Origin of the sequence: Pseudomonas stagnisoli (assembly GCF_048595745.1) — a bacterium.
Taxonomy (GTDB): domain Bacteria; phylum Pseudomonadota; class Gammaproteobacteria; order Pseudomonadales; family Pseudomonadaceae; genus Aquipseudomonas; species Aquipseudomonas alcaligenes_A.
Window position 1 is genome coordinate 193,683 of record NZ_CP184361.1, and the last position, 21,265, is coordinate 214,947.

21 protein-coding genes are annotated in these 21,265 nt (G+C 66.1%); 7 read left to right on the forward strand and 14 right to left on the reverse strand.

All coding sequences use genetic code 11. The features are described from left to right. Nucleotides 1–2 precede the first annotated feature (2 nt). Nucleotides 3–1,928 (forward strand): DUF2207 domain-containing protein, encoded by a 1,926-nt coding sequence (locus ACOAPY_RS00890; RefSeq protein ID WP_465154694.1) that lies wholly within the window; start codon nt 3–5, stop codon nt 1,926–1,928. A gap of 148 nt (nt 1,929–2,076) precedes the next feature. Here ACOAPY_RS00890 and ACOAPY_RS00895 read toward each other — a convergent pair whose 3' ends face one another. Together ACOAPY_RS00895 and ACOAPY_RS00900 are read right to left on the reverse strand one after the other, a co-directional pair. Then, the gene (locus ACOAPY_RS00895; protein ID WP_465154695.1) at nt 2,077–3,396 is read right to left on the reverse strand and encodes a 4Fe-4S binding protein; all 1,320 of its coding nucleotides are present in this window, start codon (nt 3,394–3,396) and stop codon (nt 2,077–2,079) included. Between the two features lie 156 nt (nt 3,397–3,552). After that, nucleotides 3,553–5,730 (reverse strand): TonB-dependent receptor plug domain-containing protein, encoded by a 2,178-nt coding sequence (locus tag ACOAPY_RS00900; RefSeq protein WP_465154696.1) that lies wholly within the window; start codon nt 5,728–5,730, stop codon nt 3,553–3,555. Between the two features lie 78 nt (nt 5,731–5,808). Here ACOAPY_RS00900 and ACOAPY_RS00905 point away from each other — a divergent pair, with 78 nt between their 5' ends. Then, entirely contained in the window at nt 5,809–6,006 is a 198-nt protein-coding gene (locus ACOAPY_RS00905; protein WP_465154697.1) for a hypothetical protein, read from the forward strand. 3 nt (nt 6,007–6,009) lie between these two features. Here the strand turns inward: ACOAPY_RS00905 and ACOAPY_RS00910 are convergent, their stop codons facing one another. From ACOAPY_RS00910 to folE2, 9 genes are read right to left on the reverse strand one after another with little or no spacing between them, the layout of a single operon-like run. Further along, nucleotides 6,010–6,591 carry a 6-pyruvoyl trahydropterin synthase family protein gene (locus ACOAPY_RS00910; protein ID WP_465154698.1) on the reverse strand — a complete coding sequence of 194 codons (582 nt, stop codon included), beginning with the start codon at nt 6,589–6,591 and terminating at the stop codon, nt 6,010–6,012. Then, on the reverse strand, nt 6,585–8,510 hold the full coding sequence (thrS, locus tag ACOAPY_RS00915; protein ID WP_465154699.1) for a threonine--tRNA ligase: 1,926 nt from the start codon (nt 8,508–8,510) through the stop codon (nt 6,585–6,587). The genes ACOAPY_RS00910 and thrS overlap by 7 nt, the downstream gene beginning before the upstream one ends. A gap of 34 nt (nt 8,511–8,544) precedes the next feature. Then, nucleotides 8,545–9,885 carry a dihydroorotase gene (locus ACOAPY_RS00920; protein ID WP_465154700.1) on the reverse strand — a complete coding sequence of 447 codons (1,341 nt, stop codon included), beginning with the start codon at nt 9,883–9,885 and terminating at the stop codon, nt 8,545–8,547. Then, nucleotides 9,878–10,123, reverse strand: a complete 246-nt coding sequence (gene yidD, locus ACOAPY_RS00925) for a membrane protein insertion efficiency factor YidD (RefSeq protein ID WP_465154701.1) — start codon at nt 10,121–10,123, stop codon at nt 9,878–9,880. Before yidD ends, ACOAPY_RS00920 begins: the two co-directional genes overlap by 8 nt. Next, entirely contained in the window at nt 10,120–10,527 is a 408-nt protein-coding gene (gene hisI / locus ACOAPY_RS00930; protein WP_465154702.1) for a phosphoribosyl-AMP cyclohydrolase, read from the reverse strand. The genes yidD and hisI overlap by 4 nt, the downstream gene beginning before the upstream one ends. After that, nucleotides 10,524–11,396 (reverse strand): metal ABC transporter substrate-binding protein, encoded by an 873-nt coding sequence (locus ACOAPY_RS00935; protein WP_465154703.1) that lies wholly within the window; start codon nt 11,394–11,396, stop codon nt 10,524–10,526. The genes hisI and ACOAPY_RS00935 overlap by 4 nt, the downstream gene beginning before the upstream one ends. A gap of 9 nt (nt 11,397–11,405) precedes the next feature. Next, nucleotides 11,406–12,266: a metal ABC transporter permease gene (locus ACOAPY_RS00940; RefSeq protein WP_465154704.1), complete on the reverse strand. Its 861-nt coding sequence runs from the start codon at nt 12,264–12,266 to the stop codon at nt 11,406–11,408. After that, nucleotides 12,266–12,931 (reverse strand): metal ABC transporter ATP-binding protein, encoded by a 666-nt coding sequence (locus tag ACOAPY_RS00945; RefSeq protein WP_465154705.1) that lies wholly within the window; start codon nt 12,929–12,931, stop codon nt 12,266–12,268. Before ACOAPY_RS00945 ends, ACOAPY_RS00940 begins: the two co-directional genes overlap by 1 nt. Further along, nucleotides 12,928–13,824 (reverse strand): GTP cyclohydrolase FolE2, encoded by an 897-nt coding sequence (gene folE2 / locus ACOAPY_RS00950; RefSeq protein ID WP_465154706.1) that lies wholly within the window; start codon nt 13,822–13,824, stop codon nt 12,928–12,930. Before folE2 ends, ACOAPY_RS00945 begins: the two co-directional genes overlap by 4 nt. A gap of 85 nt (nt 13,825–13,909) precedes the next feature. On the opposite strand from folE2, the gene dksA reads away from it, so the two are divergent. From dksA to ACOAPY_RS00965, 3 genes are read left to right on the forward strand one after another with little or no spacing between them, the layout of a single operon-like run. Further along, nucleotides 13,910–14,332, forward strand: a complete 423-nt coding sequence (gene dksA / locus ACOAPY_RS00955) for an RNA polymerase-binding protein DksA (RefSeq protein ID WP_076424528.1) — start codon at nt 13,910–13,912, stop codon at nt 14,330–14,332. Next, on the forward strand, nt 14,325–15,530 hold the full coding sequence (gene zigA, locus ACOAPY_RS00960) for a zinc metallochaperone GTPase ZigA (protein ID WP_095940884.1): 1,206 nt from the start codon (nt 14,325–14,327) through the stop codon (nt 15,528–15,530). Before dksA ends, zigA begins: the two co-directional genes overlap by 8 nt. Next, nucleotides 15,530–16,171, forward strand: a complete 642-nt coding sequence (locus ACOAPY_RS00965; protein WP_465154707.1) for a DUF1826 domain-containing protein — start codon at nt 15,530–15,532, stop codon at nt 16,169–16,171. The genes zigA and ACOAPY_RS00965 overlap by 1 nt, the downstream gene beginning before the upstream one ends. Nucleotides 16,172–16,386: 215 nt before the next feature. Here ACOAPY_RS00965 and ACOAPY_RS00970 read toward each other — a convergent pair whose 3' ends face one another. Continuing rightward, entirely contained in the window at nt 16,387–16,740 is a 354-nt protein-coding gene (locus ACOAPY_RS00970) for an NADH:ubiquinone oxidoreductase (RefSeq protein ID WP_465154708.1), read from the reverse strand. A gap of 70 nt (nt 16,741–16,810) precedes the next feature. On the opposite strand from ACOAPY_RS00970, the gene ACOAPY_RS00975 reads away from it, so the two are divergent. Beyond that, complete coding sequence (locus ACOAPY_RS00975) at nt 16,811–17,776, forward strand: CobW family GTP-binding protein (RefSeq protein WP_465154709.1); 966 nt, start codon at nt 16,811–16,813, stop codon at nt 17,774–17,776. Here ACOAPY_RS00975 and ACOAPY_RS00980 read toward each other — a convergent pair. Then, nucleotides 17,773–18,108, reverse strand: coding sequence for a hypothetical protein (locus ACOAPY_RS00980; RefSeq protein ID WP_465154710.1), 336 nt, complete (start codon nt 18,106–18,108; stop codon nt 17,773–17,775). The two genes, ACOAPY_RS00975 and ACOAPY_RS00980, sit on opposite strands and share 4 nt — an antisense overlap. Before the next feature lie 88 nt (nt 18,109–18,196). Further along, nucleotides 18,197–19,027, reverse strand: a complete 831-nt coding sequence (locus ACOAPY_RS00985; protein WP_465154711.1) for an extracellular medium-chain-length polyhydroxyalkanoate depolymerase — start codon at nt 19,025–19,027, stop codon at nt 18,197–18,199. A 475-nt stretch (nt 19,028–19,502) separates the two neighbouring features. Here ACOAPY_RS00985 and ACOAPY_RS00990 point away from each other — a divergent pair, with 475 nt between their 5' ends. Further along, nucleotides 19,503–21,263, forward strand: coding sequence for a DUF1302 domain-containing protein (locus ACOAPY_RS00990; RefSeq protein ID WP_465154712.1), 1,761 nt, complete (start codon nt 19,503–19,505; stop codon nt 21,261–21,263). Nucleotides 21,264–21,265 lie beyond the last annotated feature (2 nt).

A 21,265-nucleotide genomic window follows, 5' to 3' on the forward strand; every position in this document is an offset into this window, starting at 1 on the left:
ACATGCCGGGATGGCTGAAACCCTTGCTGCTGTTGTGTGCTCTGCTGCCTGGCATGACGCTGGCGCAGGAAGTGATCGAGGATTTTGCAGTCGAGCTGCAGGTTCGCAACGATGGCCTGCTGGATGTGACCGAGCGCATCACCGTGCGGGCCGAGGGCGACAAGATCCAGCGTGGCATTTATCGCGACATTCCGGTGACCTACCGCCTGCCCGGTGGCCTGCTGCGCAAGACGCCGATCGATCTGCTCAGCGCCACCCGCGACGGTGAAGCCGAGTCGGTGCGCCGCGAGACTCAGGGCGCCTACCAGCGTTTCTATCTCGGTTCGCCGCATATCTTCCTGGAGCCCGGGCGCTATGTGTATGAGTTGCGCTACCGGGTCGATCCGCAGTTGTTGCAGCGGCCGGACGCGGACGAGCTGTACTGGAACGTCACCGGTAATGCCTGGGCGTTCCCGATCCTGCAGGCGTCGGCACGGGTGCTACTGCCGCAGGGCGCGAGGATTGGCCAATTCTCCGGGTACACCGGCGCCAGTGGCGCGCAGGGCAGAGGCTACCGAGTGCGGGAGCAGTCCGAGGATTCGCTGCTGCTGGAGACTACCGCTGTGTTGCCGCCGCAACAGGGTTTCACCCTGGCGGTGGACTGGCAGGCGGGCATCGTCGAGCGGCCCGGTGTGCTGCAGCGCAGCCTGCGCCTGCTGTTCGATAACGCCGGCCTGACGCTGGGTGCCCTGCTCTGGCTGGCCCTGCTCGTTTACTACGTGCGTACTTGGCGACGTGTGGGGCGCGACCCTCGCAAGGGCCTGCATATCGTGCGTTTCGAGGCTCCGGATGACCTCAGCCCGACGCAGGTCGGCTATCTGTGGCACCGCGGCTTTCGCGGCACCTTCAACGATGCCCGCGCCCTGGCGATCTGCTTCACCGACTGGGCCATTCACGGCCTGATTCGCCTGGAGGACCGGCCGCGCGCCGAGGGTTTCGTTCTGCAGCCCGGCCGCAAACCGGCGGAGTCGGCGCGCGTGGGTGAAATCGAATGGCTTCGTCGCCTGTTCCCGCTGAAAAACTCCGCCCCCCTGGAACTGGGCAGTCGCTACCAGCCGCGACTGGCCGAGATGAAGACGCGGATGGTCGACAGCCTGCAGACGGTGGGTGCGCTGTGGCACGCCAACAACCGAGGGGCCTGGGCCACCGGCCTGGCCATCGCTGTGCCCGGCCTGTTGCTGGCCGTGCTCACCGGGCTGGAGGGCGAGGAGCAGTGGGGGTTGGCCATCGCCGGCATGGTCTTCAGCCTGGGCTTCGGCATACCCTCGGCGGTGGTGCTGACGCTGGCAATACGTGAGTCGGGCTACGGTAAACGGATTGGCTTGGCGGTGGTGGCACTGCTGTTCGGCTTCCCGGTGCCGATTGGCCTGTGGATGCTGCTGTCGGCCTGCTCGTTGCCGGTGATGCTGCTGGTGATCGGCTACCTGTTGCTGGTGGGGCTGTTCTATCGCCTGTTGGAGGCGCCCTCGGTGAAAGGCCAGCAATTGCTCGATGCCGCGGCAGGCTACCGCGACTACCTGCAACTGGCGGAGAGCGAGGTTCTGGCGCGAGCGGCCGAGGCGCCGGCGATGAGCATCGAACTGTATGAACGCCACCTGCCATACGCCATGGCGCTGGGCGTAGAGGCACAGTGGAGTGCCCGCTTCGCCGCCGCGCTGGAAGCCGGCCTGATCGACCCCAGCCAGCATGAGTACCGGCCGGACTGGTATGCCGCGCGCGAGCGCTTCAGCTCACCGACCGCCTTCAGCACGGCGCTGAGCAGCAGCCTGGTGAGCCTCAGTGCCAGCGCCTCGACGCCACCGGCCAGCTCATCCTCGTCCTCCGGCGGCTCCTCGGGCGGCGGCTCATCAGGGGGTGGCAGTGGCGGCGGTGGTGGCGGTGGTTGGTAGTTGTGGCACCGCCTATAGATGGTTGCGTCAAGCGCATTTAGTTGACCGGACGGTGGTTATTACAACGATCTCCATGCCGATGGTGTAAGGGGAGGCTAAATGGTCACGATATGGTGGGCCGCGCTCCCACTTCAGCCTCTGTTGCGCGTCAGTGACGATGCGGCACGGGTAGCATGATGAAAGCCGCCACTTTGATCAGCATTACCGCGCTGTACAGCCAGATTGGCGCGCAGGCCAGCGCCCAGATGGCGAGCAGTTGTGCCTTGCCGGTTGTCCAGCGCGAGGCCCGTTGCCAAGTCAGTCGCAGGCTCCAGAGTATGCCCAGCCAGGGCAGCAGGTTGACGACCTTCAGCCAGGTGTCGCCGCGTTGCGCGAAGGGCTCGGCATGCCAGGCGTAGCCGAGTAATGCGCCTGTTTCATTGACCAGCGCCGGGCCGTACTTCATGGCAAAGGTACCAACCGCATGGGGGATCAGGCCGAGGATGGCCATGGGTGCCAGTGCGTAAGCCAGGTCGAGTGCCAGTGTCTGTGGCGGTTGTTTGAGTAGGCGCGCTGCCGCCCGATAGCCCAGTGCTGCAGTAGGTAGCGTCAACAGCAGAGCCAGTAGCAGTGCCAGCAGCCCGGAGAGATTCCAGGTATCGGTGCTCAGCGCCAGGCTTTGGTGCAGCCACTGGCCAGCCACATTCCACGGCAGGCTGTCGCGCAGGCCGGTGTGCTGCAAACCGTGCAGAAACTGAATACCCACGCCGGCAATGGCCAGAATCAGGATGATTACCCAGTAGTCATGTGGATCAGCGCGTGTGATGGGCTGGCTCAGGTTTTTGCCCGGACGCATCCAGTGCAGTTCGGCGCTGTCGCAGGCCTGCACGCAATCGAGGCACAGGGTGCAGTTGTCCATGTTGTTGCGTTCCTCGAAGCGGAACGGCGACAGGTGGTAATGACAGGCTTTGGCGCATTCGAAGGTGCTGCAACTGCTGCAGTCGCTTTGTTCAGTGCGGATGCTCAGGCCGCCGGCCTTACCGTGACTGGCCAGCACCCGACCCAGCGGACAGATGTGCTTGCAGTAGGCCATGTCGGCATAGAACAGGAAGCAGCCGACAGCGAACAGGGTGAACAGCAGGAAGTACCAGGCCGTGGTTTGAGTGGAAGCGCTCAGCAAGCTGGGGGCGCTGAAAGCCAGTACCCAATAGCCCAGGAATATCAGGCTCAGGCTGATCCAGGCACCCCGCAGGGCTCTGGGAAAGCGCCGCTTCAGGCTGAAGCGCTGCAGCCACTTACCCAGGGCGCCATGCGGGCAGACGGCACAGAACGCCGGTCCCAGGCTGGGGGTGATCACGCAGGTCAGCAATGGCCAGAAGATGCCCCAGAACAACAGGACGGTGAGGCCATCCTTGCGGTCTTCACTGAAAATCCCCAGCCCAATGGCCAGCAGTAACAGCGAGACGCTGATCAGTTGCAGGCTGGTCATGAATACTGGGTGGCGCAGTATCGGGCCAAGCAGGGGCAGACCCGTTAGATTCAGGCTGCGTGCCGTCGCCTTTGAGTCGCTTTCCCGCGCAATGATGTGTTCGTTCATGTGGTTATCCTCAACCTGCCGGCGCGGAGGCCGGCAGGCGCGCTAGGCTCAGAACTCGACACGGCTGCCGACGTAGAAATAGCGGGCGTCAGGATCGGTCCTACCGCCGCCAGTGCCGGCGTTGTTATTGACGTAGTTGCTGGGGTCACGCTGATCGAAGACGTTGTCGATCCCGGTAAACAGCTCGACCTGCTCGGTCAGGTTGTGGCTGATGTTCAGATCGACCAGGGTCTGACGGGTGTCATACAGCGGGCAGTTGACCCGGCAGTCCGGCTTGCGCGACAGGTAGTCGCCGGTGTGGCGGGCGCGGGCGGTGACGCGCCAGTCGTCAGCCAGGGCATAGCTGCTTTCCAGGCGGTAGGTGCGCCGAGCGCGGCCTTCCAGGCGTTGATCCGTATTGGCATCAATGGCATCCAGCCAGTCATAGCCGGCCTGCAGGGTCAGAGCGTCGGTGGCTTGCCACTTGGCATTCAGCTCAAGGCCACGGATACGTGCCTTGTCCACGTTTTCATACTCATAGAAGCCCCGGAAGCGACCGCCGCCGATGGGCACGCTGCGCACCAGGCGTGAGCTGATCAGGTCATCCACGTTACTGTGGTGCAGCACGGCATCCAGATCGAGATCGCCCAAGGTGCGGCCGAACGCCAACTCCCAGGATTTCGATTGTTCTGGCTGCAGGTCAGGGTTGCCGGTGATGACGCTGGAGCCACCGCCGCGACTGAAGCTGGCGTACTGCTCCAGTAGCGAGGGGGCGCGGAAGCCTTCGCCATAACCCAGGCGGGCGCGCCAGCCTTCATCACTCCAACCCAGACTGGCTTTGGGGGTGAGGGCGTTGTCGAAGTCGTCGAAGCGGTCATAACGGCCGCCGGCGACTAGGGTCCACGACTCATTGATCTGCCATTCGTCCTGCAGCAGTACAAAGCTGTTATCGCGGGCCGCCGACTGCGAGTTGATGGTCACATCCAGCTCGTCACGGTTATAGCCACCGCCGAGGGTCAGCTTGTGGCTGTCGAAGATCGGCAGGCTGTACAGCGCGTCACTTTGGTATTGCTTGTAGAGCGTGTTTTCTTTCAGCGTCTCGGGGAAGCTGCGGTTGGTAGCACCACTGCTGCGGCCATAACTGCTGCGCAGTTTGAGTTCGCCGGCACCGATCAGGCGTTGATAGTCGAGGCCGTAGAAATTGCGTTGCTCGTCTTCATAGTTGCTGTAAGCCACGCTATCGAAACGCGGTGGGCCGCCACCGGGGCGGCGCACCAGTGCTTCGGCGTCGCGGTCATTGTCGCGATCGAAAACTTCTACTGCCCAGCCCAGCGATTGCACCTCATCCGGTGTCCACTTGCCTCGGTAGGCGGCCGACAGGTTGATCAGCCGCCCGGCATCGTCCTGAGTCGAATCATCGTGGCGAAGAGGCTGGCGCTGCTCCTGTTCCAGCGTCAGCGAGTGGCCCAGGGTACTGTCGCCAAACCGTGCGTTGAACCCTGTCTGCAGGGTTTCGCGTCCCTCGCGTGCGGCACCAGCTGTGACCTGAGTGCTGATCCCCGGGTCTTCACCCGGCTGGCGCGTGATGATGTTGACGACCCCACCCAATGCATCCGAGCCATACAGTGAGGACATGGGGCCTCGTACGATCTCGATACGTTCGATATCGAAGGTGCTGATCTGGTTGGGGTTGTTGCTGCTGTAATTGTTGGTACGGCGCTGGCCGTTGATCAGCACCAGGCTCTGGTTGCTGTTGAAGCCACGAATCGAAATGGCGCCGGTGGCACCGGAGTTGTTGGTTTGTACACCGGTGGCGGACTTGAGCACTTCGGTGACGCTATGAGCTGAGTGCTGGTTCAGCTCTTGACGATCGATCACCTGGACCGAGGCCTGTACATCTTCAATCGGTTGCGGCGCACCGGTGGCAGTAACTACAACTTCTTCTAGCCGTAAATCAGCAGCAAACAGAGAGTAACTGGTGGCGCAGGCAAGGGCCGTGAGTGCCAAAGCGGGAATACGGGACATGGATAGATTCCTGAATGCAAAGACATGCCCGGCACAGCATTGGCCAGGCGTTAACACAAGCATCAGGCGTGGGTAGGGGGAGCTCGGTTGGGGGGAGCTAGCAAGAAGGGGGGATACCACCGCAGCAACTGATCCTGCAGTCTGGCGGCCTGGTGATCCAACATCGGGGGTGCTGGCGGCAGATACGTCCAGACCGGCAGTGTGCTGGCCTGAGTGGCGCATTGCGCACAGGGTGTATGGCCTGAATCGTCCTCGTCACTGACATCCAGCCATTGCGTACCCTGAGAGCTGCAGAACAGCATGAAGTCGCTAGCCGTCATCAATGGCGCGGCCCAGACCAGCAAGCTGGCACGTAACAGCATGCCGGCAAGGGCAAAGGCGATTAGCCAGTCGCGAGATGATTGGGAGAGCGGCATCAGGGTGACCTTTCAGGGGGGCATTATTGTATTGGAAGCTCTTTTTCCTGCAGCCGGACTGATTGCCGCAGGCCCCTCTTGAACGTCAGCATAGTGGTGCGTTGCGCGAGCGTCGATTTTCCAACAGTCGTTGAAATAATCCCGGGTCCCGCCACTCCTGGCAGATGCGTTCGGAGAAGCGGATCTGTTCCAGCCGGAAATCGCCCATGCGCGGGTTGTAGGCATCCCCGCGGAAGCACTGGGCATAGCCGGTTTCGGTCTCGTGGGCGATCACCGAGTGCAACTGCACATCCTGTTCGCCGTTTACCATCTCGGTCAGCTGCAACAGGCCGTCCACCAGGCGGAAGATCACCCGTGAGAACTGCTCGGCGCTGGGCGATACCGGCAGGCTGATCCAGCGCTCGGAGAAGCGCTGGCAGCTGGCAATGTAGTTGGGGTCGTCACCGTCCCAGAAGGTTACTGCGTGGTCGAAGGCGTCGATCAGGTCGCGCACATCGCCTTTGAGCAGGCCGAAGTCGTAGACCATCTGGCCGTTATCCAGAGCGTGGGCTTCCAGCAGCAGTTCGATCCTGTACGAGTGGCCGTGCAGCGAGCGCGAGCAGCGCCGGCTGCTGCAGCCGCGCACGATATGCGCGCTCTCGAACTTGAACAGCTTGCGGATCAGCATGCCGGCTCCTGGCCGGGCATGCGCGCTTCCGCGCGCAGTCGTTCAACCAGATCATCCAGCGCCAGGCTGCCGAGGTTGTCGCCGGCGCGGCTGCGCAGGGTGACGCGGCCCTCGGCCTTCTCCTGTTCGCCGATCACCAACAGGTAGGGCACCTTCTGCAGGGTGGCTTCGCGGATCTTGTAGCCGATCTTCTCACTGCGCAGGTCCGCCGCCGCACGCAGGCCGGCGCGCTTGAGGGCGGCGAGTACCTGGCGGGCGTAGTCGTTCTGCCCTTCGGAGATGGTCAGCACGGCCGCCTGCTGCGGGGCTAGCCACAGCGGGAACAGCCCGCTGTAGTGCTCGATGAGAATGCCGGTGAAGCGCTCCAGCGAGCCGAACAGGGCGCGGTGCAGCATCACCGGGCGTTCGCGTTCGCCCTGTTCGTTGACGTAGCTGATGTCGAAGCGCTCCGGCAGGTTGAGGTCCACCTGCAGGGTGCCGCACTGCCAGTCGCGGCCGATGGCGTCGCGCAGCACGAACTCCAGCTTGGGTCCGTAGAACGCGCCTTCGCCGGGGTTGAGCTGGTAGTCGATGCCCATCCGTTGCAGGGCGCCGGACAGCGCGCCTTCCAGCTGATCCCAGGTGGCGTCGCTGCCGATGCGGTTGGCCGGGCGGGTGGAGAGCTTCACCGCGACTTCGTTGAAGCCGAAGTCACGGTAGATGGCGAACACCAGGGCGATGGTGTCGGCGCATTCCTGTTCCATCTGCGCGGCGGTGCAGAAGATGTGCGCGTCGTCCTGGGTGAAGTGGCGCACGCGCAGCAGGCCGTGCAGCGCGCCGGACGGCTCGTAGCGGTGCACCTTGCCGAATTCGGCCATGCGCAGCGGCAGGTCGCGGTAGCTCTTCAGGCCACGGGCGAACAGCGCCACGGCACCGGGGCAGTTCATCGGCTTGAGGGCGAACACGCGCTCGTCCTCGGTGCTGGTGGTGAACATGGCGTCGCGGTAGTTGAACCAGTGCCCGGAGGTTTCCCACAGGCTGCGGTCCATCACGTCCGGGGTGTTGACCTCGACATAGCCGGCTGCGTCCTGCTGCTGGCGCATGTAGTTGATCAGCTGCTGGAACAGGGTCCAGCCCTTGGGGTGCCAGAACACCGAGCCCGGGGCGCAGTCGTCGAAATGGAACAGATCGAGTTGCGGGCCGAGCTTGCGGTGGTCGCGCTTGCCGGCTTCCTCCAGACGGGTGAGATGGGCCTTGAGCTCTTTGCTGTTGGCCCAGCAGGTGCCGTAGATGCGTTGCAGTGCGGCGTTCTTCGCATCGCCGCGCCAGTAGGCGCCGGCCACCTTGGTCAGCTTGAACGCCTGCAGATGGCCGGTGCGCGGAATATGCGGGCCGCGGCAGAGGTCTTCGAAGTCGCCCTGGCGGTACAGCGACAGCACCTCGCCGGCCGGAATGTCGCGGATCAGCTCGGCCTTGTAGTGCTCGCCCTGTGATTCGAAGTGGGCGATGGCTTCATCACGTGGCAGCTCGCGGCGGCTGACGGGCAGGTCGGCGGCGGCCAGCTCGCTCATGCGCGCCTCGATCAGCGCCAGGTCATCCGGGGTGAAGGGGCGCTCGAAGGCGAAGTCGTAGTAGAAGCCGTCCTCGATCACCGGGCCGATGGTCACCTGGGCGCTGGGGTACAGCTGCTTGACCGCCATGGCCAGCAGGTGCGCGCAGGAGTGGCGCAGCAGCTCCAGGCCCTCGGGGTCGCGCGCGGTGATCAGGCTGAGCTGGGCGTCGTGGTCGATCAAGGCGCTGGTGTCCACCAGACGGCCATCCAGGCGGCCGGCCAGGGCGGCCTTGGCCAGGCCGGGGCCGATATCGGCGGCGACCTCGGCCACGCTCAGGGGTTGGGCATAGTGACGCTGGCTGCCATCGGGCAGGGTGATGCTGGGCATGTCGGTTCTCTAATCAGGTCGGTTAACAGGGCGCTCAGCCGCGCTGGTAGCGCAGCGGCAGCCCCTGGCAATCGTGTTGCAGCTGGCCCTCATGCCAGGCCAGCTGGCCGGAGACGACGGTGCTGCGTACGGCATGGCGGAAGGCGCGGCCCTGGAAGGGCGTCCAGCCGCAGTGGGCGAGGATCGGGTCGGCGGCGACCGGGCGTGGCTCGGCCAGGCGTTCGATCAGGGTCAGGTCGGCCCAGTAGCCTTCACGCAGGTAGCCGCGCTGTTCGATGGCAAAGCGCTGCGCCACGGCGTGGCTGGTCTTTTCCACCAGGGTGGTGAGGGGCAGCAGGCCGTCGGCGACCAGTTCCAGCAGGGACGGCAGCGCGTGCTGCACCAGTGGCAGGCCGGACGGCGCCTGCAGGTAATGGCGCTGCTTCTCGTCCAGGGTATGCGGGGCGTGGTCGGTGCCGATGATGTCCAGCCGCCCGCAGAGCAGGGCCTGGCGCAGGGCGTCGCGGTCGGTCTGGGTCTTGATCGCCGGGTTGCACTTGATCAGATGGCCCAGTTCCGCGTAGTCGCGGTCATCGAAGTACAGGTGATGGGCGCAGACCTCGGCGGTGATCTGTTTTCCGGCCAAGAGGCCTGGCTGGAACAGGCCCAGCTCGCGGGCGGTGGTGATGTGCAGCACGTGCAGCTGGGTGTCGAAGCGTCGCGCCAGACTCACGGCCAGGCTGGAGGACTGGTAGCAGGCTTCGGCATCGCGGATCAGTGGGTGCTGATCGGGCGGAATCTGCTCGCCGTACTGAGCTTGCCACTGCTGTTCGCGCTCGCGGATGCGTGGGGTGTATTCGCAGTGGGTCAGGACAATGGTCGGGCAATCACGGAACAGGCGCTCCAGCGAGGGCAGGTCGTCGACCAGCATGTTGCCGGTGCTGGCGCCCATGAACACCTTCACCGCCGCCACCCGGTTGGGGTCGAGTGCCGCGACGATGTCGAGGTTTTCGTGGCTGACGCCGAAGTGGAAGCCGAAGTTGGCCATGGAGCAGCTGGCCGCGCGTCGCTCCTTGGCCTCCAGCGCATCAAGATTGAGCGTTGGCGGGTTGGTGTTGGGCATGTCCATCACGCTGGTGATACCGCCGGCCACGGCCGCGCGGGATTCCGTGGCGAAGCTGCCCTTGTGCGGCGCGCCGGGGTCACGGAAGTGCACCTGGTCGTCGATCATGCCCGGCAGCAGGTACTGTCCGGCGGCGTCGATCTCGGTGTGGGCATTGAGTCCGCTGATGCTGGTGGCGATCTTCTCGATGCGGCCGTGGCGTACCAGCAGGTCAGCCTCGAACTCGCGGCCCTCGTTGATCAGGCGGGCATTGCGGATCAGCAGATCAGTCATGGGGATGTTCCCGATTGCAGTGAGGGGGCGTTGGCACCGGGTCATAACCGCCCGGATGCCAGGGGTGGCAGCGGCCCAGGCGCCGCACGGCCAGCCAGCCGCCACGCAGCGCTCCGTGGCGTTCGATGGCTTCGATGGCGTAGTGCGAGCAGCTGGGATGGAAGCGGCAGCACGGCCCGAGCAGGGGGCTGATCAGGTACTGGTAGAGCCGCACCAGGCCCAGCAGCAGGCGTTTCATTGCGGCACGCTGATCACGCACACCCGTTTATCGCGGATGGCGTTGTAGAAGCAGCTGGGGCGACCGGTGTGGCAGGCCGGGCCCTGTTGCTCGACCAGTAGCAGCACGGCGTCGCCGTCGCAGTCCAGGCGTGCCTCGACCAGCCGTTGGCGGTGGCCGCTGGTTTCGCCCTTGCGCCACAGTTGCTGGCGCGACCGCGACCAGTAGCAAACCTGACCGCTGGCGAGGGTTTCCTCCAATGCCGCCCGGTTCATCCAGGCCAGCATCAGCACCTCGCCGCTGTCGTGCTGTTGGGCGATGGCGGCGATCAGGCCGTCGGCATTCCAGGGGATGGCCGCCAGCACCTCGGCCAGCGGGCGGCTGTCGCCCAGCCCGGTCTGCTCCAGTTGCAGCCACAGGTTCATGGTTTGAGCGCGGCCAACAGAGTGTCGAGGTTGTGCTGGAACATGCCCAGGTAGGTGCTGGCCGGCCCCTGGCTGGCCAGGGCATCGGAATACAGGGTGCCGCCGACGCGGGCTCCGGCCTCGTCGGCAATCTGCCGTACCAGACGCGGGTCGCGGATGTTTTCCACGAACACGGCGCGCACGCCTTCGCTGCGCAGCTGACGGATCAGTGCGGCGACTTCGGCAGCGGACGGCTCGTCATGGGTGGACAGGCCCTGCGGCGCGATGAACTGCAGCTGCCAGGCCTGGCCCAGGTAGCCGAAGGCATCGTGGCTGGTCACCACCTTGCGCTGGCTGGCCGGCAGGTCGGCGATGCGCGCGTTGGCAGTCTTGAGCAAGCTGTGCAGCCTGGTCAGGTAGGCGTCGCGGTTGGCGGCGTAGGCGTCGGCATGCGCCGGGTCGAGCTGGCTGAGCGCCTGGGTGATGTTGCGCACGTAGATCTCGGCGTTGCTCAGGCTCTGCCAGGCGTGTGGGTCGGCGACTTTCTCGCCGTCCTCTTCCAGCCACAGCGGCAGCACGCCTTGGCTGGCGTCGATGCGCCGGCCGCGCGCTTCGCTGCTGGCCAGCAGGCGTTCCAGCCAGGGTTCGAAGCCCAGGCCGTTGGCGATGATCAGGTCGGCCTGCAGCAGTGTGCGCGCATGTTCCGGGCTGGGTTCGAAGACATGGGCGTCTTCGTCGGGCCCGACCAGGTTGGTCAGGGCGATGTGCTCACCGCTAACGGCGCGGGTCAGGTCGGCGAGGATGCTGAAGCTGGTGACCACCTGCGGCTTGTCGGCGGCGGGCAGTGACAGCGGCAGGAGCAAAGCGATCAGGGCGAGCAGGGCGCGCATGGGGTTTCCTTAGGGTGATGTGGGTAAGGGGGCCGGGCGCCAGAGACCGTGGACCGGTCCGGCGATCACCGAGATCAGGTAGGCCAGCCCGGCCAGCAGGACGATGCAGGGTCCGCTCGGCAGGCCGGCGTGGTAGGACAGCAGCAGGCCGAGCCAGACGCTGGCGGCGCCGATCAGCGCGGCGAGCAGCAGCAGGTGCGGCAGGTGGCGGCTCCAGAAGCGCGCGGCGGCGGCCGGCAGCATCATCAGGCCGACCACCATCAAAGCGCCGATGGCTTGGAATCCCATCACCAGGTTCAGCACCACCAGGGCCAGGAACAGACCATGCACCAGCGGACCGATGCGGCTGACGCTGCGCAGGAACAGCGGGTCGAGGCTGTCCAGCGCCAGCGGGCGGTAGATCATCAGCAATACGGTCAGGCTGATGGCCGCCACGCTGAGCATGCCGTGCAGGGTGGGCAGGTCCACCGCCAGCGCCGAGCCGAACAGCAGGTGCATCAGGTCCAGCTTGCGCCCGGCCAGGCCGAGCAGCAGCACGCCGCTGGCCAGCGAGATGGGGTACAGGGCGGCCAGGCTGGTGTCTTCGCGCAGCCCGGTGCGACGCGTGACCCAGGCGGCCAGCATGGCCATGCCCAGGCCGGCGACCAGGCCACCGGCGGTCAGCGCCGGCAGGCTCAGGCCGAACAGCCAGAAGCCCAGCGCGGCGCCGGGCAGGATGCCGTGGGCGATGGCATCGCCAATCAGGCTCATGCGCCGCAGCATCAGGAACACCCCCAGCGGCGCGGCGCTGCAGGCCAGCGCTAGGCCGCCAAGCAGGGCGCGGCGTAGGAAGGCGAATTCGGCGAAGGGCTGCCACAGCGGGTCGAGCATCAGGCCACGCGCTCCAGACGCGCGCCGCGCAGTTCGCTGACCGGCGCCAGGATGCAGCCCTGTGCGGACACCAGCAGGGCGTTGTCCAGCCAGTCGCTAAGGTGGCCCACGGCGTGGCTGACCACCAGCAGCGTGCGGCCTTCGGCTTGCCACTGGCGGGCGCGTTGCCAGAACAGCGCCTGGCCTTCGGCGTCGAGCGCCGCTTCCGGTTCATCGAGCAGCAGCAGGCGGGCATCGGTCAGGTCGAGGCGGGCGAGCAGGGCGCGCTGCAGCTGGCCGCCGGACAGCGCCTCCAGCGGCAGTGCCTGCAGCCCGTTCAGCTGCCAGCGCTCCAGCGTCTGCTCCAGGCGGGCCCGCTGTGCGGCGCGCGAGTGCTTCTGTGACCACAGTCCGCCGGCCACCAGGGCGTCCAGGCGAATGGGAAACTGGCGGTCGAAGGCCTGCTGCTGAACCAGCACGCCGATGCCGCCCGGGCGTGGCGCCTCCACCCGCACCCGGCCCGCCAGCGGCGCCTGCCAGCCGGCGATGACCTTGAGCAGGCTGCTCTTGCCACAGCCGTTGTGGCCGATCACGGCGGTCAGGCTGCCGGCTGCCAGGTGCAGGTCCAGCGGTGGGGTCAGCGGGCGGCCGGGCGGCCCCCATTGCAGGCCCTCGCAGCGGATCATGCCGGCCGGCTCCAGTGGCTGCGGGCCACGGCATCGTGGGCATGCAGGCTTTCGGCGTGCACCACTTCCAGGGCGAAGCCGAGCAGCCCGTCCTGCTCGCGCAGGGTTTGGTGCAGGCGGCGCGCGGCGTCCTCGCAGAACATCAGGTTCTGCCCGTTGGCCAGGGCGAAGGCCTGTTCATCGGCGCGTTTGACCGCCGTCTGCAGGGCGGTGCCCAGGGCGGCCTCGGCGCTGTCCAGCCAGTGCAGCAGTGGCAGCTCTTGCAGCGTCGGGTCCAGGTGCAGCTGCAGGCGCGCCTCGCTGCGCTGGCTGTGCGGGGTGGCGAGGATGCCCTGTGAGCTGCCCAGCCAGTCGATGATGTCGGCATGATCGAGTGATTTACCGGCAAAATCGTCCACAAATCGCTGCTGAATCAGTTGCCGGGCCAGCGCCGCCGAGCACGGGCAGGTCGAGGAATAGCCCAGTGTCAGCTGCAGTTCCACGTGAAACCCCGTGGCGTCCAGCCGGGTGTTGAGTGCCACGGGGTAGGCCTTCCAGCCGGCCAGCGGGCTGACCAGTGCCGGGCGCTTGAGCAGCAGCTCGCCGCGCAGGTTGAGGTAGGCACGTTGTGACAGGCCTTCGTGGCTGTCCAGGAACTGGCGTAGCACCCGCTGCACGGCCGGCAGGTTCAGCGGCTGGTGTTCCAGGGCTTCCAGTGCCAGATACAGGCGCGACATGTGAATGCCCCGCGCGCTGGCGTCATCCAGGCTGACCCCGGCGTCCACCCGGCAGGCCAGCGGCATGCCGGCCAGCTGCACGGGCAGGGCGATCTGCTGCATGCCGACGAAGTCCAGCGCGGGCTGCGCCTGGGCGCTGGTTTGCGCGGCGATATCGGGGAGAGTCAGGGCGTTCATCGGGAACCTGTGGCGGCGAGGGCGGTTGTTCAAAATGTTATGTTATAACAAAATAAAGTGACACCCCTGACGAGTCCACCCCGTGATCAGCGAAGCCGACCTGCTTGCCATGCCTGCCGACACCTACATGAACGAGGTGCAGCAGGCGTTCTTCCGCCAGCGCCTGCTGGAGCAGCGTGCCGAGCTGCAGCAGCGCATCGACGAGGAGTTCGGCCAGCTGCGCGAGCAGCAGCCGGCCAGCGATCCGGCTGACCTGGGCAGCGCCGAGGAGCAGCGCCAGTGGCAGCTGCGCCTGCTGGAGCGGGAGAAGAAGCTGCTCGACAAGATCGACGAAGCGCTGGAGCGCCTGGCCCGCGGCGAGTACGGCTGGTGCAGCGAGACCGGCGAGCCGATCGGCCTGCGCCGTCTGCTGCTGCGGCCCACCGCCAGCCTGTGCATCGAGGCCAAGGAACGTCAGGAACAACGCGAACGCCATATCCGTGATGTGCGAGGAAACCCCAATGGATAACCGCTTACCCGTCACCGTGCTGTCCGGTTTTCTCGGCGCCGGCAAGAGCACTCTGCTCAACCACGTGCTGAAGAATCGCGACGGCCTGCGCGTGGCGCTGATCGTCAACGACATGAGTGAAATCAACATCGACGGCAGCGAAGTGCAGCGCGACGTCAGTCTTAACCGCGCGGACGAGAAGCTGGTGGAGATGAGCAACGGCTGCATCTGCTGCACCCTGCGCGAAGACCTGCTGGAGGAAGTGGCGCGGCTGGCCCGCGACGGCCGCTTCGACTACCTGCTGATCGAGTCCACCGGCATCAGCGAGCCGCTGCCGGTGGCCGAGACCTTCACCTTCCGCGACGAGCAGGGCCAGAGCCTGTCCGACCTGGCACGCCTGGATACGCTGGTGACGGTGGTCGACGGGGTGAACTTCCTGCGCGATTTCCATGCCGCCGAGAGTCTCGCCAGTCGTGGCGAAACCCTGGGTGAGGAGGACGAACGCTCGATCACCGACCTGCTGATCGAGCAGGTGGAGTTCGCCGACGTCATCCTGATCAGCAAGACCGACCTGATTTCCAGCGCTGAGCGCGAGGAACTGACGGCCATCCTGCGCGGGCTCAACACCGAGGCTGAGATCGTGCCGATGGTGATGGGTCAGGCGCCGCTGGCGAAGATCCTCAACACCGGCCGCTTCGATTTCGACCGCGCCTCCCAGGCCCCCGGCTGGCTCAAGGAGCTGCGTGGCGAGCACGTGCCGGAGACCGAGGAGTACGGCATCGCCTCGACCGCCTACCAGGCGCGCCGGCCCTTCCACCCCGAGCGCTTCTTCGCTTTCCTCAATCGCGAGTGGGTCAATGGCCGCCTGCTGCGCTCCAAGGGTTACTTCTGGCTGGCCAGCAAGTACCAGGAGGCCGGCAGCTGGTCGCAGGCCGGCGGCCTGATGCGCCATGGCTATGCCGGGCGCTGGTGGCGCTTCGTGCCCAAGACCCAGTGGCCCGAGGACGAGGACGGTCTGCGCACCGTCATGAGCAAATGGAGCGCCGAGGTCGGCGACTGCCGCCAGGAGCTGGTGTTCATCGGCCAGAACATCGACTTCGCGCGCTTGCGCGCCGAGCTGGACGACTGCCTGCTGACCGACGCCGAAATGGCCGCCGGCCCCGAAGCCTGGCAACGCCTGCCCGACCCCTTCGGCGCCTGGACCGAGGAGGCCGCCTGATGCTGGCACTCAAGCTGCGACCGCCGCCCCGCGCGTGTCTGGGGGCCGAGCCCGAGGTGCTTGCCGAGGCGCTGCAGGAGGGCGTCAACCTGGCGGTCTGGCAGCGCCGCCTGGCGCCGCAGGTCGAGGACTTCGTGCGCATCCTGCTGGCCCAGCCGCTGGAGGTGGCGGAGTCCGTGCAGATCGAGGTGGGCGCCGACGAGCAGCTGCGCCTGCCCGCGCTGCTGCGGGCGCAGGCCGACTTTCATGGCTATGATGCCTTCATTGCCGATCTCACCTGGCTGGTCGAGGCCTTTGCCTGCCTGCTCGGTGCCCGGCGTATCGGTCTGCGTCTGCGCAGCCTGACCAAGCCGATGTGCCCGCGCTTCCACGTCGACCACGTGCCACTGCGGCTGATCAGCACCTACGCCGGGGTGGCCAGTGAATGGCTGGAAGAAGGCGGCATGGACCGCCGCCGTCTCGGCGAGGCCCAGGCCGAACCGCATGACGGCGAGCGCATTCAGCGTCTGGAAGCTGGCTGGGTGGCGCTGGCCAAGGGCGAGAAGTGGTCGGGTAACGAAGGTGCCGGGTTGATTCACCGCTCGCCGACTCCGCCGCCGGGTGAACGTCGTCTGCTGCTGACCCTGGACTGGCTGGCCTAGCAGGCCGTTGAAAAACTACCTCGGCTTTGGCTTCCTGCGTCGCCCTACCTCCTGCATCCATGCAGTCGTGCGTTGCCATCGCAGCGTTAAAAACAGGCTCAAAATGCTCATTTACCAGTTGTAAACTGCGCTTTTTCGCCGTTTTGACCAGCCGGAGGCTGTTACTAACGTTGCGCCTTGCGCTGGCGGCCTCGCCAACGTTTTTCAACAGCCAGCTAGCGCGTCATCCACACGCCCTTGTACTGCTGTTCGCAGGCGGGCTTGAGGTAGCGGGCGTCGGTCGCGATGCCGTAGTAGTGGATGTCCTGCTGGTAGGGCGTGCCCTGTACCCTGGCGCTGCGGCATTCGCCGAAGGCGCCGATTGGGCACTGCTCGGCGAAGCTGACCTCGACCTTCTGCCCCTGCAGTTGCGGGGCGCAGAAGCCGGTGCGGAACAGGTTGGTCGGGATGCTGCGGTTCTGCTGGCAGAGCTTCACCTCCACCTGCTTGCCCTCGGCATGCACCACGCAGGCCTCGGCCCAGGCCTGGCCGGCCAGGCTCAGCAACAGCAGGGCAAGCATCGCGCGCATCGCATCTCTCCTCGAACAAAGCGGCGACTTTAGCCTTTCCCGCCGCCGCGTGAAACCGCACCATAGGCCCATGCTGACTCAAATCCCTACCCATGTGATCGCCGGCCCGCTGGGTGCTGGCAAGACCAGCCTGATCCGCCACCTGTTGGCGCACAAACCGGCCCGCGAGCGCTGGGCGGTGTTGATCAACGAGTTCGGCCAGATCGGGCTGGACCAGGCACTGCTGGCTGGCTCCTACGATGGTGTCAGCCTGAGCGAGATCCCCGGTGGCTGCCTGTGCTGCGTGGCCGGCGCGCCTTTCCAGGTCGGCCTGGCTCGGCTGCTGCGCCAGGCCCGGCCGGATCGTCTACTGATCGAGCCTTCCGGCCTGGGGCACCCTCTGGAATTGCTGCGTCAGCTGGGCCAGGCGCCTTGGGCCGGGGTGCTGGCCCTACAGCCACCGGTGCTGGTGCTGGACGCCGCCGCCCTGGCCGCCGGCCAGGAGCTGCCGGAGAGCCAGCAGGCGACCCTGGCGCGGGCCGGTCTGCTGTTGCTGAACAAGGCGGAGAGCCTGGACGAGGCGGCGCGGGCAGAGCTGCAGGCGCAATTGCCGGCTGTGCCGCTGCGCTGGACCTGTCAGGGCGAGCTGGATTTCACCGAGCTGCCTGGCAGTGCTGTACAGGCCGGACCGGAGCAGGACAACGGGCTGCCGGCCGCCGAGCGCGCGCCGCTGGCGCAGATCTGGCGTGACCCGCAGGAGCCGATCTGCCAGGTGCAGGCGCAGGCCGAGGGCTGGAGCATCGGCTGGCGGGTACATCCTTCTCAGGTATTCGAGCTGGGGCGGGTGCAGGCCTGGCTGGCCGGGCTGCCTTGGCGGCGGGCCAAGCTGGTGCTGCACGGCGAGAGCGGCTGGCACTCGGCCAACGCGCTGCAAGGCGCGCCGCTGCAGTGGCGAGACAGTGAGTGGCGGCGCGATTCGCGGCTGGAGCTGATCTTCGCCACGCCGCAGCAGGTGCAGGCGCTGCAGGCCGGACTGCTGGCCTGTCGGTGGCGCTAGTGTTGCAGCAGCGCTTCGGCCAGGCTGCCGAGTAGCACCAGGGCCAGTAGCGCCAGGCTGGCGCGGCGCACGGCAGCGGAACGGCAGAAGGTGATCAGGCGGTTGTCCCGGGTATCGGCAAGCTGCAGTTGGTGTTCGTGCTCACCCGGCGCCTGGTGGAGTGCCTGCCAGGCGCGCGGCGCATCGCCGTCGTGCGGCAGCAGCAGGGCGTAGCGATGACCGCGGGCCTCCTCGCCGAGGTCGCAGGCGATGGCCTCGATGCCCAGCTCGTTGAGTCGATCGCGGAGGAAGTCGATGTAGCTGCCGTTGTCGGAGGTGCGCAGGTTCTGCAAGGCGTGGTCCTTGTCCACGATGGTCGGGCCGGCCGCCGGGCGACCGGTCGCGATGGTAGCAGATTGCCAGTTTGTGATGCGTTTGGCGTTATGGGTGGGCCGCGAACCAGGCGAGTATCTTGCCCGCTGAGGCGGCGAACCACTCGTGGCCGCCCAGCGGCTCGGTGTAGCGTGCCGTTTCGATGCCCTGATAGAGCAGGCGGTCGTAGTAAAGATCCATGCTCCACCAGGGCACCACCGCATCGATGAAGCCATGCACAAACAGGGTCGGCGGGTGGTCGGCGGGCAGCTCCGGTACCACGCACAGCGGCCCGCTGCAGGTGGCATAGGAACCGGACTGGATGGCCAGGGCGCGGAATTTGCCGGGGAAGGACACCGCCATGCGGCTGGTGTTGTAGCCGCCGCTGCTGATGCCGGTGGCGTACTGGCGCTGCGCGTTGAGCGGGCCGAAGTGACCGGCGGCGATCGCTGCCAACACGTTGCCGAGGAAGTCGTAGTCGGTGCTCAGCTCGTAGGCCTGCGCCAGGCCGGGGATATTGGTCTGCCAGAACAGATCGGCCGGCGCGCTGGGAGCGATCACCGCGTAGCCGTTGTCGAGCAGGGTGCGGATCAGCTTGCCCTCGTAGAAGCCGCCGAACGGCTGGTTGCTGTAGTAGGTGAAGTTGTCCAGCGGGAAGAACGAGCCCTGGTAGACCAGCACCACCGGCCAGCCGCCGGCGGGTGGCGTGCCCAGTGGAGTCTGGTAGATCACCTGGCGGGCGCCGATCACGCCTGAGTCGATCCAGGTGGTCTGATGGGTGCAGCTGATCTTGGCGGGCAACAGCAGTGATTTGGGCCGTTCGCTGCAGCGCGAGTCGGCCAGGGTGGGCAGGGAGCAGAGCAGGAGCAGGCAGTAGAGCAGGGTGCGAGGAGCGATCATGGGAGTGATCTCCGGCGTTGTTATTGGGATTACTGCCTAGTGAATAGAAACAGGAATTCCGATTCCGTCAAATGAGATAGACCTTCGTCTGGTGAGGTGCTGTCGAGTCGCGGGCTGGAGTAGCCGAGCCCGGGCGGACGGTGCGGGTGGGTTCAGGGGTGGCGCTGGAACCAGTCGAGAATCTTCGCAGGTGAGGCGGCGAACCACTCGTGGCCGCCGTCCGCCTCACTGTGCAGGGCTGTCTCCACGCCCTGGTAGAAAGCGGTCATGGTAGGGCTGCATGCTGCTCCAGGGCACGACGCGCTCTGCTAAGTCATGCGAGAACAGAATCTCCGGCAGTCGATGGATGGCGGCCTGAGAGCGCAGGGCGGCGGCAGAAAAATATCGGCCGCGACTTGCCAGGTTCTCGATCAGCTTCTACATTGCATCGGAACCGATGTTCCGATTCCGATAAAAACAACAGCTGGAGGTCATCGTGGCACATCAAGGAAGAGGCCTGGCGGTTGCCGGCCTGGCATTGCTCGGCACACTGCCCCTGGGGCTGGCGCAGGCGTTTCAGGTGCGTTCGGGGGACTGGACCACCTCGCTCGACACCACCGTCTCCTACGGCGTCAGCTACCGCATGGAGGGCCAGGACGACAAGCTGATCGCCCGTGCCAACGGCGGCAGCGGCAGCAACTCGGGGCTGATCAACTCCGACGACGGCAACCTGAACTTCAGGAAGGGCGACCTGTTTTCCGAGATGGTCAAGGTCGTCTCGGAGATGGACCTGCGCTACCAGGAGCGCCACGGCGTGTTCATCCGCGGCCGTGCGTTCTACGACTTCGAACTGGAGGACGATTCGCGCCGCCACCGCGAGATCAGCGACGGCGGCCTGGACGAAGCCGGTTCCAGCGTCGACCTGCTGGACGCCTTCGTCTACGGCAGCTGGACGGTGGGCGAGCGCGACCTCAACGCCCGCCTCGGGCGCCAGGTGATCAACTGGGGCGAGGGGCTGTTCTATCAGAACGGCATCGGCGCAACCAATCCGGTGGACATCAACGCCCTGCGCGCCCCCGGCTCGGAAGTGAAGGAGGCCTACATGCCCACCTTCATGGTCTACGGCTCCTTTGAGCTGCGCGACAACCTCACCGTGGAGGGCTACTGGCAGCCGGGCAAGGCCTGGGAAGCCTCGAAGATCGACCCCTGCGGCACCTACTTCTCCACCCTCGACCCGCTCGGCGAGGACTGCGAGTACCTGTCCGCCGCGCCGCTGCAGGAGCAGATCACCGGCCGGGTTGGCGAGGCGCTGGCCTTCGACAGCCCCGCCGCCGCGCAGGCCTGGGCCGACAGCCTGGCGCCTGGCCTGGTCAACAATCTGCTGCGCGGCTACATCCCCACCACCTTCATCCCGCGCGCCCAGGACATCGACGGCGACGACTCGGCCCAGTACGGCCTGGCCCTGCGCTGGTACGTGCCGGAGCTGAACGACACCGAGCTGGGCTTCTACTACCTTCGCTACAACATGCAGGTACCGATGATCGGCCTCACCGTCGGCCAGCCCGTGGTGTTGCCGGTGGTCGGCGCACTGCCCGATGCCAGCAGCTCGCGCTACTACGCGGAGTACCTGGAGAAGCGCGACCTGTTCGGCATCAGCTTCAACACCTCGATTGGCGGCGACAGCATCTTCAACGGCCTGTCGCTGGCCGGCGAGCTGAGCTACCGGCCGGATACGCCGATCGCCCTCGGCCTCAACGAGTACCTGCCGACCGCGCTGCTCAACCCGGACGGCCTGCCGGTCGGCACCCGCCTCGACGGCTACCGCGAGAAGGACATGTACCAGGCCTCGCTGGCCGCCATCTACAACTTCAACGGCCTGCTTGGCTCGGACTCGGCCGCGCTGTTCTCCGAGCTGGTGGCCAGCCGCGTGCAGGGCCTGGAGTCGGACGTCGACTACTACGAGGCCACCAGCAGCGCCTACGGCGCCCAGGCCAGCCTGCAGCTGACCTACACCAACGTGTTCAACCTGGTGAACCTGGTGCCCAGCCTCGGCTACCAGTACAGCATCAACGGCGTGGCGCCCCAGCTCACCAACGGCCTGGACGAGGAAGCGCAGAGCTGGTCGGTGGGGCTCGATGCGATCTACCAGGAGTCCCTCACGGTCGGCGCCAAGTACGTCGGCTACAGCGGCGGCGGAATCTCCAACAAGCGCACCGACCGCGATTACCTGACCTTCAACGTCAAATACAGCTTCTGAGA

Coding starts and splice junctions, on each gene's coding strand:
- ACOAPY_RS00965 (WP_465154707.1), top strand. CDS start 15,530: ATGCTGGCACTCAAGCTGCGACCGCCGCCCCGCGCGTGTCTGGGGGCC.
- ACOAPY_RS00890 (WP_465154694.1), top strand. CDS start 3: ATGCCGGGATGGCTGAAACCCTTGCTGCTGTTGTGTGCTCTGCTGCCT.
- ACOAPY_RS00970 (WP_465154708.1), bottom strand. CDS start 16,740: ATGCGCGCGATGCTTGCCCTGCTGTTGCTGAGCCTGGCCGGCCAGGCC.
- thrS (WP_465154699.1), bottom strand. CDS start 8,510: ATGCCCAGCATCACCCTGCCCGATGGCAGCCAGCGTCACTATGCCCAA.
- yidD (WP_465154701.1), bottom strand. CDS start 10,123: ATGAAACGCCTGCTGCTGGGCCTGGTGCGGCTCTACCAGTACCTGATC.
- ACOAPY_RS00940 (WP_465154704.1), bottom strand. CDS start 12,266: ATGCTCGACCCGCTGTGGCAGCCCTTCGCCGAATTCGCCTTCCTACGC.
- zigA (WP_095940884.1), top strand. CDS start 14,325: ATGGATAACCGCTTACCCGTCACCGTGCTGTCCGGTTTTCTCGGCGCC.
- hisI (WP_465154702.1), bottom strand. CDS start 10,527: ATGAACCTGTGGCTGCAACTGGAGCAGACCGGGCTGGGCGACAGCCGC.
- ACOAPY_RS00985 (WP_465154711.1), bottom strand. CDS start 19,027: ATGATCGCTCCTCGCACCCTGCTCTACTGCCTGCTCCTGCTCTGCTCC.
- ACOAPY_RS00905 (WP_465154697.1), top strand. CDS start 5,809: ATGAAGTCGCTAGCCGTCATCAATGGCGCGGCCCAGACCAGCAAGCTG.
- ACOAPY_RS00910 (WP_465154698.1), bottom strand. CDS start 6,591: ATGCTGATCCGCAAGCTGTTCAAGTTCGAGAGCGCGCATATCGTGCGC.
- ACOAPY_RS00935 (WP_465154703.1), bottom strand. CDS start 11,396: ATGCGCGCCCTGCTCGCCCTGATCGCTTTGCTCCTGCCGCTGTCACTG.
- ACOAPY_RS00920 (WP_465154700.1), bottom strand. CDS start 9,885: ATGACTGATCTGCTGATCCGCAATGCCCGCCTGATCAACGAGGGCCGC.
- ACOAPY_RS00975 (WP_465154709.1), top strand. CDS start 16,811: ATGCTGACTCAAATCCCTACCCATGTGATCGCCGGCCCGCTGGGTGCT.
- folE2 (WP_465154706.1), bottom strand. CDS start 13,824: ATGAACGCCCTGACTCTCCCCGATATCGCCGCGCAAACCAGCGCCCAG.
- ACOAPY_RS00945 (WP_465154705.1), bottom strand. CDS start 12,931: ATGATCCGCTGCGAGGGCCTGCAATGGGGGCCGCCCGGCCGCCCGCTG.
- ACOAPY_RS00895 (WP_465154695.1), bottom strand. CDS start 3,396: ATGACCAGCCTGCAACTGATCAGCGTCTCGCTGTTACTGCTGGCCATT.
- ACOAPY_RS00900 (WP_465154696.1), bottom strand. CDS start 5,730: ATGCGCCACTCAGGCCAGCACACTGCCGGTCTGGACGTATCTGCCGCC.